Annotated in this window: 15 protein-coding genes and 1 pseudogene; 13 read left to right on the top strand and 3 right to left on the bottom strand. The window is 31.0% G+C overall.

The window, feature by feature from the left end; translation table 11 throughout:
* The first annotated feature begins 202 nt into the window (after nt 1-202).
* The 5 genes from COI44_RS23795 to tsaA all read left to right on the top strand — a co-directional run bounded on the left by COI44_RS23795 (nt 203) and on the right by tsaA (nt 3,116).
* Nucleotides 203-421 carry an S-Ena type endospore appendage gene (locus COI44_RS23795; protein ID WP_142329204.1) on the top strand — a complete coding sequence of 73 codons (219 nt, stop codon included), beginning with the start codon at nt 203-205 and terminating at the stop codon, nt 419-421.
* Between the two features lie 169 nt (nt 422-590).
* Nucleotides 591-962 carry a GntR family transcriptional regulator gene (locus tag COI44_RS00500; RefSeq protein WP_098426186.1) on the top strand — a complete coding sequence of 124 codons (372 nt, stop codon included), beginning with the start codon at nt 591-593 and terminating at the stop codon, nt 960-962.
* A 12-nt stretch (nt 963-974) separates the two neighbouring features.
* Nucleotides 975-1,847, top strand: a complete 873-nt coding sequence (locus tag COI44_RS00495) for an ABC transporter ATP-binding protein (protein WP_098426185.1) — start codon at nt 975-977, stop codon at nt 1,845-1,847.
* Entirely contained in the window at nt 1,844-2,545 is a 702-nt protein-coding gene (locus COI44_RS00490; protein ID WP_098426184.1) for an LTA synthase family protein, read from the top strand. The genes COI44_RS00495 and COI44_RS00490 overlap by 4 nt, the downstream gene beginning before the upstream one ends.
* Nucleotides 2,546-2,657: 112 nt before the next feature.
* Entirely contained in the window at nt 2,658-3,116 is a 459-nt protein-coding gene (tsaA, locus tag COI44_RS00485; RefSeq protein WP_098426183.1) for a tRNA (N6-threonylcarbamoyladenosine(37)-N6)-methyltransferase TrmO, read from the top strand.
* 634 nt (nt 3,117-3,750) lie between these two features.
* Here tsaA and COI44_RS24790 read toward each other — a convergent pair.
* A complete protein-coding gene (locus tag COI44_RS24790) occupies nt 3,751-3,924 on the bottom strand; it encodes an IS3 family transposase (RefSeq protein ID WP_353615996.1) in 174 nt (57 codons plus the stop codon).
* Between the two features lie 173 nt (nt 3,925-4,097).
* Nucleotides 4,098-5,072 carry a ring-cleaving dioxygenase gene (locus tag COI44_RS00475; RefSeq protein WP_098426181.1) on the bottom strand — a complete coding sequence of 325 codons (975 nt, stop codon included), beginning with the start codon at nt 5,070-5,072 and terminating at the stop codon, nt 4,098-4,100.
* A gap of 154 nt (nt 5,073-5,226) precedes the next feature.
* On the opposite strand from COI44_RS00475, the gene COI44_RS00470 reads away from it, so the two are divergent.
* The 3 genes and pseudogenes from COI44_RS00470 (at nt 5,227) to tnpB (ending at nt 8,310) form a co-directional block, all read left to right on the top strand.
* Nucleotides 5,227-6,117 carry a DMT family transporter gene (locus COI44_RS00470; RefSeq protein ID WP_286163679.1) on the top strand — a complete coding sequence of 297 codons (891 nt, stop codon included), beginning with the start codon at nt 5,227-5,229 and terminating at the stop codon, nt 6,115-6,117.
* A gap of 103 nt (nt 6,118-6,220) precedes the next feature.
* Entirely contained in the window at nt 6,221-6,757 is a 537-nt protein-coding gene (locus COI44_RS00465) for a GNAT family N-acetyltransferase (protein ID WP_098426179.1), read from the top strand.
* Nucleotides 6,758-7,177: 420 nt separating this feature from the next.
* Nucleotides 7,178-8,310, top strand: a pseudogene (tnpB, locus tag COI44_RS00460) (IS200/IS605 family element RNA-guided endonuclease TnpB).
* A gap of 613 nt (nt 8,311-8,923) precedes the next feature.
* Here tnpB and COI44_RS00450 read toward each other — a convergent pair.
* A complete protein-coding gene (locus tag COI44_RS00450) occupies nt 8,924-9,295 on the bottom strand; it encodes a transporter (RefSeq protein ID WP_098426177.1) in 372 nt (123 codons plus the stop codon).
* 379 nt (nt 9,296-9,674) lie between these two features.
* Here COI44_RS00450 and COI44_RS00445 point away from each other — a divergent pair, with 379 nt between their 5' ends.
* From COI44_RS00445 to desA, 5 genes are all read left to right on the top strand, one after another.
* Nucleotides 9,675-10,718 (top strand): ATP synthase beta subunit C-terminal domain-containing protein, encoded by a 1,044-nt coding sequence (locus COI44_RS00445; protein ID WP_098426176.1) that lies wholly within the window; start codon nt 9,675-9,677, stop codon nt 10,716-10,718.
* Nucleotides 10,719-10,934: 216 nt separating this feature from the next.
* A complete protein-coding gene (locus COI44_RS00440; protein ID WP_179886958.1) occupies nt 10,935-12,020 on the top strand; it encodes a sensor histidine kinase in 1,086 nt (361 codons plus the stop codon).
* Nucleotides 12,021-12,037: 17 nt separating this feature from the next.
* A complete protein-coding gene (locus tag COI44_RS00435) occupies nt 12,038-12,727 on the top strand; it encodes a response regulator transcription factor (RefSeq protein WP_098426175.1) in 690 nt (229 codons plus the stop codon).
* 293 nt (nt 12,728-13,020) lie between these two features.
* The gene (locus COI44_RS00430) at nt 13,021-13,572 is read left to right on the top strand and encodes a hypothetical protein (protein WP_098426174.1); all 552 of its coding nucleotides are present in this window, start codon (nt 13,021-13,023) and stop codon (nt 13,570-13,572) included.
* Nucleotides 13,573-13,817: 245 nt separating this feature from the next.
* Nucleotides 13,818-14,843 carry a Delta(5) desaturase DesA gene (desA, locus tag COI44_RS00425; RefSeq protein WP_098426173.1) on the top strand — a complete coding sequence of 342 codons (1,026 nt, stop codon included), beginning with the start codon at nt 13,818-13,820 and terminating at the stop codon, nt 14,841-14,843.
* Nucleotides 14,844-14,852 lie beyond the last annotated feature (9 nt).

The raw sequence follows: 14,852 nt of genomic DNA, 5'->3' as shown, positions 1-14,852 counted from the left end.
TTTTTACATCTTATCTATTATACTAGAATTCACCGTTTGATGAAACATTTAGTAACTAAGTTATATACAAAGTATTTCCAAGTTACGAAATAAGAATTTTCTTTTTTATCGTTTATTTTGTAATTTTTCATATAACATTCATTTTTAATCAATCTTTTAAATGTTACTATCACCGAGTTCTGTGTGATAGATTCTTTTATTTATGACAAATGTACAAGCATGTTCAGGACACATTGATTACTATAGACCGATAACAATCGAAGTAAGTAGCAATATTAGTCATATAATTACCGTGTTACCTGGTAATACGAGTAACTATACTAGTCAACATATAAAATCTGTGACCATTGTACAATCAGGTCAAACTCCAATCTATTTAGAAGGTAAATATTGTATTACTGGTAAAATTATTGATAAATAATAAAAACATATTATCTAAACATGAGCTTATTGCATAATCGCATTAAGCTTTTTTTATTACCTAAAAAAATAGGCGTACTTTAATAAAACACTTTACATATGATTTAAAGAGTAGTATGGTTAGTTACATGAGTAACTAACTAAATAACTAACCAGAAAGGAAGGTGCTAATGAAACCGACATTAGATGAATCACAACCAATATTTCAACAAATTGCGGTGATGATTATGGACGAAATTATAGACGGAAGAATTAAAGAGGGTGAACAAGTGCCTTCTACAAATGAATTATCTCGCTTTTTTAATATTAATCCTGCAACTGCAAGGAAAGGTCTTCAAGCATTAGTTGATAAGGAAATAATTTTTAAACAAAGAGGTGTAGGTATGTTTGTTTCGACAGGAGCAAAAGAAAAGTTACTTTTAGAGCGAAAACAGCAGTTTTACGAAGATTATGTTGCACCCTTACTTAAAGAAGCTGAGAGAATTCATTTAAATGAAGAAATGGTAATTGAGTTAATAAAGAGAAAAAACGACTATAATTAGGAGGGGAATAAATTGATCGAAATTAAAAATTTGACATATGGCTATAAGCATACACCAGTTTTAACGGATTTCAATTTTATTGAAACAGAACCAAGTATTATTGCATTATGGGGAAGAAATGGTGCAGGAAAAACAACTTTGATGAGTTTAGTTGCTGGCCATTATAAACCAAACGAAGGTTCAATAAAAGTATTAGGAGAATCACCTTATAATAATTTAGATGTACTAGAGAATATTTGTTATATCCAAGAAAATCATCCATTTGGTCATAATTGGAGAGTTGATGATTTGTTAAAATACGGAAGGTACTTTCATCCTAATTGGGATCAACAATTTGCAGAACACTTAGTTCAAGTTTTTGAATTACCCAAGAATAAAAAAATCACTAAGTTTTCAAAAGGAATGAAAACGGCTGTGCAAATCATTTTAGGATTAGCTAGCAACGCAAAAATAACAGTTCTCGATGAGCCAACTAATGGGCTAGATGCAGTTAAAAGAAAACAGTTTTACGATGCATTAATGGAAAGTTATGAAGAAAATCCGAGACTCATTTTACTTTCAACACATCATATCGAAGAAATTCAACCATTATGTGAAACGATTGTTGTCGTAAATGATGGAAAGGTTCTATTTCATGAACAAATGGAAGTAATGCGGGAGAAAGGAATTATTCTTTCTGGAAATATAGATTCAGTAGAACAAGTAACTAAAAATATTTCCATACTTGAATCCTCCAAAATCAGTTCAACAAAAAAAGTAATGATCGATGAATTATTTACTAATGAATGGAAAAAAATCGCTGAAGATCACCATCTTACAATTGAAAAAGCAACTCTACAGGACTATTTAATAAATAAAACAAAAAATAAAGAGGTGAAAAGATGAACTCGATAAGAGGAACTTATCAACTAGTTTTTGATGAATTGAAATGGTATTTCAAAATATTTTCTTTAATTACTTTGTTGTTATCAGTTGTTTATGTATTCGTTAGTTTAATTTTTAAAATCCCTTTACAAAGTAGTGCAGCTTTGTTTGGACCGATTTATGGTGGGATTAGTACATTCGCGGTTGCAGGATTAGTCATTCCTTTCCAAGTTGCAATTGGATTAGGTAGTACAAGAACACAGTTTTTAAAATCTTATATTGTGATGTCAGTCTTAATGGTTATTACAAGTATTACTTACTTAAATATACTTTATTACATTATGAATATATTATTAGACAAAGGAATAAATAGTTTTCACTTTTATCATCCTGCAGAATTAGTTTCATCAGAATATCATTTCTTTACGTATTATTGGGTCGACCTAATGGTAGGTTTTATTATACTTGGACTTTCTTCATTTATTGCTGTATTAGTTAGAAGATTGGGGATCCTCTATTTTTTAATTGCACTAGTTTTACTAAGTATTTTAGTAACTTTCTTATCAATAAATGGTATTAGTTCAGACCTTTTTACTTGGATTGTAAATATTAAACCAATCAATTTATTTACTTTAATTGGATTGGTTGGAATAGCGCTTCAATTATTAACATTTCCAATGATGATCAATGCACCATTAAAAATGAAAGCTAGAAATTAAAACCGATTCATGAAAAAGTATGTGGATAGATTGCATACTTTTTCTTTTATAAATTATTAAAGAAAATTCAATATAATATAGACAAAAATACAATAAGTTAGGAGATGGAATGATGACATTTCCAATTAATCCAATTGCTTTTGTTAAAAATTCAAGAAAAGAAATTGAAGACGATCACTGGGGTTCAATTATCTCTGAAATCGAGTTAGTAGAGGAATTTAATGAAGAAGCATTAAGTGGCATAAGTGATTTTTCGCATTTAGAGATCATTTTTTATTTCAATAAAGTGACTGATGAAATGATTCAATACAATGCTAGACATCCTAGAAATAATATTCAATATCCAAAGGTTGGAATTTTTGCTCAAAGGGGTAAAAACAGGCCCAATAAATTAGGGCTAACTTCAGTAGAACTTTTAAAACACAGTGGCCGCATTCTTACAGTTAAAGGGTTAGATGCCATTGACGGTACGCCAATCATTGATATCAAACCAATTATGAAAGAATTTCTTCCTAAAGGAGAGATCAAACAAGCAGATTGGTCAAAGGCTTTAATGGAAAAATATTGGTGAATAAATTTAAAAAAGATAAAGAGTGTCTCAAATGTTCTATTTGGGTTACTCTTTTTTTGTTTTTATATTAATAACGAGTAAATCCAACTTTTGTTATTTCCTGATTGAAACAATTGATGACCTATTATAATGTATTTAAGATGTCACTCACTTCCTCACTTGCCCTGATCCCTCTTATATTCTACTAATAGTTAAAAATCTTTAATATAAAAATTTGTTAAAACATTTATATAACGCATAGATAGTGAATTTCCCTCAAGTTTTTTAATGGGATTTTACATTAAATTACATAAATCTACATTGGCATAAATATAATACCTAATCTTTTTACTAGATTTTACTAGTATCGACATTTAATTTATTTTATAAAATCCTACATCAATGAAAATTCCTCCAATACTTTTCATGAAAAACTCTAGCTATAATCTAAATTAAGTAATATTTCTGAAAAATTACATATTTTTCTTGTTTTTCAATCATTATTTTTAGAAAAAGTTGGAGGTTATTTAATGAAGGGGTTAAGTAATAAATTTATTCAAACCACATCTGTACTTGTTTTAGCTAGTAGTACAATTTTGGGATCGACGATGATTGGACTTACCCCTGTCAAGTAGACACTAATAAAAAAGGTATTTTAAGCAGCCTTAGCCCTGTATAAAATAGGGGTAAGGTTATTTAATTTCTTTTGAAATCTTTTATTGATGTAGTACCAAATATATCGCTTTACCACATGTTCAACCTGGTTATGATCATTAAACTGATAGCGGTAAAAACACTCGGTTTTAAAATGACTGAAGAAGCTTACAATGCATGCATTATACAGATTATATATGTCTTTCTAATATTCCCCATAAAAAATTCCCCCTATAGTAGACAGTCCAGCACCTTTCTTTTAACTGTCTACTATAAGGGGATTATTACATTGTGGGGAAACCCCTTAATTTATGTACGCATATTAAATAATTAAGCCAATCTTTCAAATTAATTTTGATTAAAATCTAATGGACGTAAACTTGCTTCGATTTCAGCACGTTTAGGCTCTAAAAATGGAGGCAATGCTAACCGTTCACCTAAAGTATCAATATTTTCATCTACATCAAATCCAGGGGTATCAGTTGATAATTCGAATAAAATATGATTTGGTTCTCTAAAATAGAGCGCTTTAAAATAGTAGCGTTCTACTTTTCCTGAATTCGTAATCCCAAGTGAATTTAAACTGTCAGCCCATTTATTATATTCTTCTATGTTCGGTACTCTAAAAGCTACATGATGTACACTACCTCGTCCTGGTCTAGCTCTTGGTAAGTCTGGTCTTACTTCCAAGTGAACTTCTGCTCCAGCACCACCTAATCCGGTTTCGTAAACTTCTATACTTGCAAAATTCCCTTCAGTAGAAGGGTAAGTACCAACAAGTCTAAAACCTAAAACATCCGTTAAAGTTTTACTTGTAGGAATCGAATCTTTTACAGTAAGTGTCACTGGACCTAAGCCAAGAATACCATACTCTGTTGGGATATCTGATTTATTCCAAGGAGTACCCGGTGAAACACCTTTTTCACCATTATCTGCTACTAAAATTAATCTTGTACCTTCATAATCTTGAAATGCGAGTGTATCTCGATTTGCTCTTTTAACTATTTCATCATGTGAAATATTAAGTTCTTTAAAGCGATTTTTCCAATAATGTAGTGACTTAGTTGTGGCCACTCTTAATGAAGTTGAAGATACGATCGAGTGACCTGGATATGTAGATCCTAGATGAGGGATATCGAAAAATGTTATTTCTGTCCCGGGATTTGCTTTTGCGTCACCGTAAAATAAGTGATAACTGGAAGTGTTATCTTGATTTACAGTTTTCTTAACAAGTCTCATTCCTAAAACCTTAGTGTAAAACTCGTAATTTTTTTCAGCCTTTGTAGTAAGTAGTGAAACATGATGAATTCCCAATAATTCCACTTTCATCACTCCCTTAAATTTTTATTTAAACTATGACCTGCATAATTTTTATGTACACATTGTAAATGGCTAGAGATTGAGGTAGTATTTTATGTTAAACTGTTATCTAATAATTATAATATTCAGATAAATGGTACAGAAAGGGGAACATGCTTTGTATTTCGGTTATTTATTAATTTTAATATCTGCAATAGCCTTTGGATTAATGCCTATTTTTGCGCTTTATGCTTATGATCAAAATGTAAGTGTTAATACATTATTATTTTTAAGGTTTACATTTGCGACAATTATGTTCTTTAGTTACTTAGTGGTTAGTAAAAAGCTAGTTAAAATTACGAAAAAACAATTAGTATTATTTGTTTTACTAGGTGGAGTATTGTATATGCTTCAATCAAGTTTTTATTTCAGTTCAGTAAAATATATTCCTGCTTCTTTAGCTGCATTAATTCTCTACTTATATCCTATTTTTGTAGCAATTCTATCATTTTTAGTAAATAAAGAGCAATTAACAAAAAATATAATGATATCAATTTTACTATCGCTGGCTGGAATTGTACTAGTGTTGGGAGCTCCTTCGGAAAATATAAATCCATTTGGAATCATATTAGCCTTAGCAGCAGCAATCGTTTACTCAATATACATAATTGTTGGTGGGAGGGTTTCATTACATGTTCCTCCATTCGTTACAAGTGCATATATTTCCTTATTTGCAAGCATTTCATTTTTACTAGTTGGCGTATCGACAAGCACGATTCACATTCATTTTAAATTTATTGGTTGGATCTCAATCTTAGGTATTTCAATTATATCAAGTGTTTTATCAATGGGTACATTTTTTGCTGGTGTAAAACGAATAGGACCGACAAAAGGGGCAGTATTAAGTATGGTTGAACCAGTAGTGACAATTACATTTTCAACCATTCTATTCCATGAAAATATGAGTTTACTTCAAATAATAGGCGGGACTATTGTTCTAGGTGGAGCGCTTTTAGTTGTTCTTACTAGTGAGAAAAGAAAGATTGTTGAGAATAAAATGGATTTTTAAATGGTATATGATAAAATCTATTTAGAATAGTAGTTTAATAATATGTAAATGTTAAAATGGCTGCTTATGCAGCTATTTTTAATTTAAAAAGGAGTAAAATAGAATGTTTGAATTAAAATTAAAAAATGGAGAAATAGTAAAAGTTCGTGAAGCAACAGGAACAGATGCTAAATCAATTATAGATTTTTATAACATCGTAGGTGGAGAAACGAATTTTTTATCATTTGGAGGAAACGAGTTTAAAAGAAATGAAGCAGAATATCAGACGCTTTTAGAAGATGCCTTCAATGAAAAAAATTCAATTATTTTATTAGTTACGATCAATGATCAAATAATAAGTATCGGTTCGATTAATTCCAGTCAAAAGGAACGGACAAAGCATGTAGGTACGCTAGGCATTGTAGTTAAAAAAGAATATTGGGGACTAAGTTTAGGGAAGTTATTAATGCAATCATTAATTGATTGGGCTAAACAAAATGATCTAACTAGAAAAATTCAATTAGTTACGAATGAAGAAAATCTTAAAGCCATTCAATTGTATAAAAAATTAGGATTTGAAATTGAAGGTGTAATGAAAGAAGATACTTATATAAATGGAAAGTACTGTAATACTTTAATGATGGGGTTATTTATTAAATAGTACTGAAAATAACAAGTTTCAAGGCTCTATTTATAGACACGTACTAGAAAGCAGACGCACCACAATCCAATTAGAGCACTTATTTAATTCATCAAGATTATTGATTTTATCATTATCCGACAGAAGAATCCTTCCTAAATTACGTGAAGGTGTGATAACACCAGTAATAGGTTGGAGATGAATGTCGGTTAGGAGTGCGTATGTCTAAAGGATTTTTTGTTGTCTGCTTCATAACTCAATGATCTGCTCAGACTTAAGTAAAAGAAAGGCTGATATTAAAGTGAAATTAGATAGCAATAATCATGATCAAACGTACCTTTCCAAAAATTAGAAAAAAGCTATGAGTAGAAATGTTTTGGTTAAAAAGTTTTTGCTTACTAACTACGATTTAAAATCAAGGAATAAAGTGAGGTGAAAAAAATGCTAGTCAATAAAGCATATAAATTCCGTATCTATCCTACTAAAGAACAGGAAACTCTAATCGCTAAAACTATTGGATGTAGTCGTTTTGTATTCAATCACTTTTTAGGACAATGGAACGACACATACAAAGAAACTGGCAAAGGATTAACGTACAATTCTTGTTCTGCTGAATTAACAAAGTTGAAAAAAGAATTAGTATGGCTCAAAGAAGTTGACAGTACTGCTCTTCAATCCTCACTGAAAAACCTCGCAGATTCCTATTCACGATACTTCAATAAGCAGAATAACGCACCACGCTTTAAGTCTAAAAGAATCGAGTTCAATCCTATACAACAAAAGAAACAAACGGAAATATTGCCGTTGTCGGAAACAAAATGAAACTTCCCAAACTTGGTCTTGTTCGCTTTGCTAAAAGTCGCGAAGTACATGGTCGTGTTTTAAGTGCGACCGTTAGACGAACTCCAAGTGGTAAATACTTTGTATCCATTCTTGTAGAAGTAGACGTACTACCACTGGCGAAAGCTGAATCATCGATTGGTATCAACTTAGGTATCACTGATTTTGCCATTTTTTCTGACGGAAGCAAAATTGATAACAATAAATTTACTGCCAAAATGAAAAAGAAACTAAAACTTGAACAGCGAAAACTTTCAAGACGTGCGTTAAACGCTAAACAAAATCGGATTAACCTTTTAGATGCAAAAAACTATCAGAAACAAAAACGAAAAGTCGCTAGATTACATGAAAGAGTAATGAATCAACGTGATGATTTCCTTAACAAGTTGAGTACAGAAATAATCAAAAACCACGATCTAATCTGTATTGAAAACCTGAATACGAAAGGAATGTTACGTAATCACAAATTGGCCAAATCGATTTCTGATGTATCATGGTCTGCATTTGTATCTAAATTAGAATACAAAGCTACATGGTATGGTAAAACAATCATGAAAGTAAGTAAATGGTTTCCATCCAGCCAAATATGTTCTGATTGTGGGTATCAAGATGGTAAGAAACCTCTTGAAATAAGGGAATGGACCTGTCCTTTTTGCCATCAACATCACGATCGAGATCTAAATGCCAGTAAAAATATTCTAGCTGAAGGCTTACGAATATTATCTTTGGCCTAAATAATCATAGAACCGTAGGATGAATCTACGGGGATAGCTTGGTAAATAAGAGAAACCTCTGCTGGCAAAGAAATAACACTAGCAAGTATGCTCAGTTCCCAAGAATCTCCCGCTTCAAACAACCTGTAATGGTGTTAAGTGGTGAGTAGTTCAAAAAGGTGTAAATATGATTAAAGATTTATTTCTTAATTTTTCATTGTTAATATTTTTCTTAATTGGATTTAATCGAATTCAACATTTATTAAAACAAAGGTTTCATAAAGAATATCCAGTTATAGTTGGTTGATACATGGAATATTTGGCATCATATTAATTATTTTTGGAGTGAGGATCTATCAAAATAACATTCTAGATTTTAGACAGCTTGCTATTTTATATGCGGCATATTTATTAGTTTCCCCATTTGTAACTGTTAGTATTGGGTTGGTAAATTTAGTGCCAAATGATTCAATTGACATAGTAAATGGCATAAATTTTGCCGACAAAGCTCTGTACTTGGCTAAAATGAATGGTAGAAACCAAGTAAAAGTATATTCTAGTAATTTAGAAATGTCTTTCGTTAAAAAAGCCTTGTGATCGTTAATCACAAGGCTTTTTAAAGTAGCTATAGTTTTTAGAAGCACGTAAACGATCTAATTCGATGTGTATCAATTCCAAAGAAAACCCATCTCCAGCCAATCCATCTCCATCCTGCAACTGAATGTCTGCCAACGAAGGTTGGAAAGTACCAAAATTGTTCTCCATTATTCAACCAAACATAAGTATTTCTAAATCGACACCCAGCAATTGCACCAGGATCTACTGCGAATGCTGTAGCTTGAGACATTGTTGGTGTGAATGAAGGTGGTGGTGCAGTCGGTTGACCTTGAGATTGACCATGGCCTCCACCACCCGGTTGTCCCGGAAAGCCTGGGAATCCACCTGGTTGCCCTGGAAAACCGCCCGGTTGTCCTGGAAATGTTCTATATTGAGGGAAAAAGTTCATTTTATCAACTCCTTTAAAGTTTAATCATTATTAAAGTATGAAAATTAATATTTTTTGTTTGGGCAGTTAGTTAAATATCCATTTAAACTAGGGATGTTTGCAAAAAGGAAAGAAAATCATTATTAAAAAGGTTTTGAGCATGATTTCATTAAGTAACACATCGAAGAGAAGACTGATCCACTTCTCTTTTTTTAATATTCTTGATAGGAAATTCTACTTAGTTCTACTGATCAAAAAACGTTATTTTACACAAAGCAAAAAAAATTTAGTGAATAATAACTATTTTTACTTCTGAAGGTAAAAAAATTACTCTTTAAAGTAAAAAAATACTTGCGTAATTCTGTAAATTCGAATAAATTAAACTTAAAGGAGGAGAAAAATGGAAAATTTACGCTTGAATGTCGCATTATTACGTCGTAGAGTACCGAATTTGACTACTTCTGCGAAAACTGTTGGACTTAGACCAGCAACTGTTTCAAATTTATGTACTGGAAAAATTCCAATTGGTCGATCAGAAGTAAGAACACTAGTCGCATTAGCTGCTTTAGCGGAATGTACATTGGATGAACTGATTATTAGAGGGGAGAGGATTGAGATGATTGAAACGGGAATAAAAACACTTGATTTATTTGCTCCATTAGTAAAAGGTGGTACAGTCGGGTTGGTTGCAAGACCAGGCATGGGTCAATTAGTTGTATTAGCAGAAATGTTCTATAAATTAAAGAATGATTCATATTTTACGATTTTATTAAAACCAGAAGGTGAGCATCCAGAAATAGAGGATATTTCAGCTGATGTAAATTTAGTATGTTATTCAATTGATGAAGTGTATGAAGTGATTGCAAAAGCGGGAAAAAATGTTGAGTTTGCTTTCGCAGCGGATCGTTCAAACGTTATTACAGGTGATATAAACCGTCTCCAGCAAAAATTAGCAGATATTGGTATTGAAGGTGTAACTACTTTTTTAGTTGATTTAAAAGGAGAAGCGGTGGACGAAGATTTTCCATACGGACCATTAGAAACATTATGGCAGTTTGATGCAGACTTAGCTTTCAGACATAAATACCCTGCAATTAATCCTATTCATTCAACATCTACAGTTTTAGAAGATAATCAACCAGACCAAACCCACAACCAAGTACAAAAAGCAGCTCAGAAATTACTACGAAGATATAGAGAGTTAAGGTCATTAGTAGCAGTACATGGAATTGATTCATTACCTGAAAATGAAAAATTAACATTTAAACGTGGTGAATTATTAGAAGCCTATCTAACTCAACCATTTTTCGTTGCAGAAGAATTCACAGGTACAAAAGGGGCATCTGTTAATTTGCAAAATACTTTACAAGATGTTCGAAAACTAATCGATGGTGCTTATGATTCAATGGAAGTAGATAAAATGAATTTTATTGGTAGCCTGTAGAAAAGTTAATGAAAAGTGTGACACTTATACATGTGTCACACTTTTTATTATTTTACTTAATTATAGTTTTCTGGAGGATGGTAGTATAAAATTTAAGAATTATTTAAGAATTTAATAATAGGTAATTAATTTTTTTGAATTATACTATGCCAAAAACAAGGATCAAAACTGAAAGAAAGTAATAGTTCATCACTCACTTGAAAGTTGGAATATATTTTGTCGATTCGAAAACGCTTAATCTTATCTAATATTGCTATGATTGTTATTCCAATCATTTCTTTTATCCTCATCGAGATTTTACTCGGTGTGTTTTACTATAAAGTTTTTGTACCTAAATTTAATGGTCATCCACCACATTCATTTTATTTTTTCCGTTTCGGAATCATTGTCCCTATTTTTGCAATTACAAATGGAGTACTATCATATTTTGTTTCAAGAAGTATACTAAGACCAGTAAAAAATCTTACAAATGCTGCTAAACAAATTAGTGATGGAAATTTAAATTTTGAAGTTAAACCAATAAACAAAGATGAACTCGGTCAATTAGCAATTAGCTTTGAATTAATGAGAAGAAATCTAAAAGAGGCAGCTGAAATACAGAAAAAATACGAAGAAAATCGTAAAGAATTAATTGCCAATATTTCACATGATCTAAAAACGCCAATTACATCAATAAAGGGATATATTGAAGGAATTAAAGATGGCGTGGCAAACACACCAGAAAAAATGGACCGGTATATTGAAACAATTTATCTGAAAACCTTGGATATGGATCAATTGATTAATGAACTATTCCTTTATTCGAAGTTAGATTTAAAACGAGTACCATTTCATTTTGAAGAAGTAAATATTCATGATTATTTAGTCGATCGGATCGAGGAATTGAAATTTGATTTAGAACCGATAAATGTAAGTATTACTTATAGTGAGAATGTGGATCGAGAAGATAGTATAGTACTAATAGACCGGGAACAATTCAAACGTGTAATGACTAATATCATTCAAAATAGTTTGAAATACATGGATAAAGCTGAAAAACAAATTACCATAAAATTAATAGATGCCAAAGAAAAAATAACGATAACATTTCATGATAATGGTAAGGGGATTTCTAAAGAGGCACTACCGTTTATTTTTGATCGTTTTTACCGCGCCGATCCATCAAGAAATCTATCAACAGGTGGAACGGGACTCGGGCTGGCTATTGCAAAAAGAATCATAGAAGAGCACGGTGGAGAAGTATGGGCAGAAAGTCAAATTGGTGAATATACTAACATTTTTCTTTCATTAAATAAGAAATGAATAGTAAAGGTGACAAAATGAAAAAGGTTTTAATTATTGAAGATGATCAAAGTATCGCATTATTACAAAGAGATTATTTAGAAATAAATGATTTTGAAGTTGAAATAGAATCAAATGGGAAAAGCGGACTTCAAAAAGCTTTATCGAAGGAATATGATTTAATCATACTCGACTTAATGTTACCAGAATTAAATGGATTTGAAATATGTAAAAAAATTCGAGAAAGTAAAGACATTCCAATCTTAATTGTTTCAGCAAAAACAGAAGATATTGATAAAATTAGGGGATTTGGTCTAGGGGCAGATGATTTTATCGTGAAACCTTTTAGTCCAAGTGAATTAATAGCCAGAGTTAAAGCTCATCTTTCAAGGTATCAACGTTTAGCAAGTAAAGGTCAAATTAATGAGGAAGAACTTCAAGTAAGAGGACTCACAATTCAAAAAGATTCTAGAAAAGTTCTAGTTAATGGAGAAGAAAAAATATTCACAACGAAGGAGTTTAACTTACTTACCTTTCTTGCTTCAAATCCAAATAAAGTATTCAGTAAAGAATTATTATTTGATCGAATTTGGGGATTTGAAACGGTCGGAGATATTTCAACTGTAACTGTTCACATCCGTAAAATCCGAGAAAAAATAGAAGTTGACCCATCCAATCCGAATTATATTGAGACGATATGGGGAGCGGGATATCGGTTTAAAGAATAAATTTCAATAATTTAAATTAAAGGGTGATCCTGTGAGTTAGTAAACTGGCTTATAGGATGGCTCTTTTTATTTGCCTAATCATTTTTAATGCATTTATCAATACTTCACCAAAGTAAATACAGATATTTTCATGTTATAACATCTTGAAGAAAGTTAAACTGGTTGTCACACAACAAGCAATATTTTCATTAAGAAATGATTTAAGAATTATTTAAGAAATTGATAATAGTAGTTTTATATCTTGCCACTATGATGAAAAGTATAAGATTAATGAAAACGGAGGGAACAGAGTAGTGGCTAAAAAGAAATTAAATTTAACGAAAAAAAATATATTAGTTAGTGTACATGTTTTAGCAGTATGTGCTTGGTTTGGAGGTACATTAAGTTTAATCATATTAGGTTTATATTTAAAAAATGCGCAAAACTCAGAGCAGCTTATTTATACATTATCCAGTATGCATATTATTGATGAAAATTTACTAAAATATCCTGCACTTGCAACTTTAGTTACGGGGATTTTACTTTCTGTTTGGACGCAGTGGGGATTAGTAAAGCATTATTGGGTTGTTATAAAACTCGTTCTAACTGTCTTAATTATTCTGATTGGCATCTTTTTGATTAATGATTGGTTCGCGTATTTAGTAAAAACTGCAGAAGGATTAGGGGTTAGTGCACTTAATCAAAATAAATTTGAGTCAACTTGGCTTTCGATTATTATTACTGGAATCTTTAACTTAAGTTGTTTAGCATTCATGACATTCATTACGTATTTTAAACCTTTTGGAAAAATAAAAAGAATAAAAAAGTGGCAACACCTTAAAAAATTGCTTGTTATGGAGTTCTAACTGATTAAAAAGTAATACTATTTGAGTATTACTTTTTTTTATGAAAAAACTATAATATTTATCAAAAAATTAAACATTCTAATTAATGTGTTTTTATAGAATCAAGATTGAAAGTAAGCGTTTAATTAAATATGACATTTGTCATCTTTTTCATATGACGCCTGCTACTACCAAAGGTAAAATTAACTTATATAATTAAGATAATATAACAATGAAAAGTTACAACATTAGGAAGGAACTTCTAAATGTCAAAAGAAAATCAAAAGAGTTTACGAAAGCAAATTATTCCTTATGAAAAATCAAATTTAAAAGCTAGTATTTGGCAAATGATCAATACTTTTATTCCATTTATCTTTTTGTGGTATTTAGCCTATAAAAGTATTTCTATTTCAGTAGTATTAACGATCTTTATTGATATAGTTGCTGCACTATTCTTAATAAGGATATTTATTATCTTCCATGACTGTTGTCATCAATCATTTTTTAAGAATAAAACAGCAAATAAAGTTCTTGGCACAATTACAGGCGTTGTTACATTATTTCCTTTCAGCCAGTGGAAGCATAGTCATTCAGTCCACCATGCGACCAGTGGTAACTTAGATAAGCGTGGAATTGGAGATATGTGGGTTTTAACTGTTGAAGAGTACGTTGCAGCACCTTTATGGACAAAAATACAATATCGTCTATACCGTAATCCATTAATCATGTTTGGATTAGGACCAATTTATATCGTATTAATTTCCAATCGATTCAATACGAAAAATGCAAAATTAAAAGAAAGACTAAACACTTATTTAACTAATATTTTAATTGTTGGGGTTTCAGCTTTATTTTGCTATACAATAGGTTGGGAAAATTATTTAATAGTGGAAGGTCCGATCTTTTTCATTTCGGCAGTATTAGGAATTTGGCTTTTCTATGTACAGCACCAATTTGAAGACACATATTTTGAAGAAGATGCGAATTGGGAATATGTAAAAGCAGCGGTTGAGGGAAGCTCTTTTTATAAACTTCCAAAATTATTACAATGGATAACTGGTAATATTGGATACCACCATGTTCATCATTTAAGTCCAAGGGTACCGAATTATAATTTAGAGTCTGTTCATAATAATACGCTTCCATTACAAAATGTACCGACGATTACACTAAAAACAAGTTTTACATCTTTAAAATTCAGATTATGGGATGAAGAAACAAAGCAATTTGTAGGATTTAAAGATATAAAATCAATCTATAAAGTAAATCGCAAAAGTTCAGACACTGTCTGAACTTTTGAT

Origin of the sequence: Bacillus sp. AFS088145 (genome assembly GCF_002564465.1) — a bacterium.
Classification (GTDB): domain Bacteria; phylum Bacillota; class Bacilli; order Bacillales; family Bacillaceae_G; genus Gottfriedia.
The sequence above is the reverse complement of the archived record's forward strand: the minus strand, read 5'-3'. Positions and strand labels throughout refer to the sequence as shown.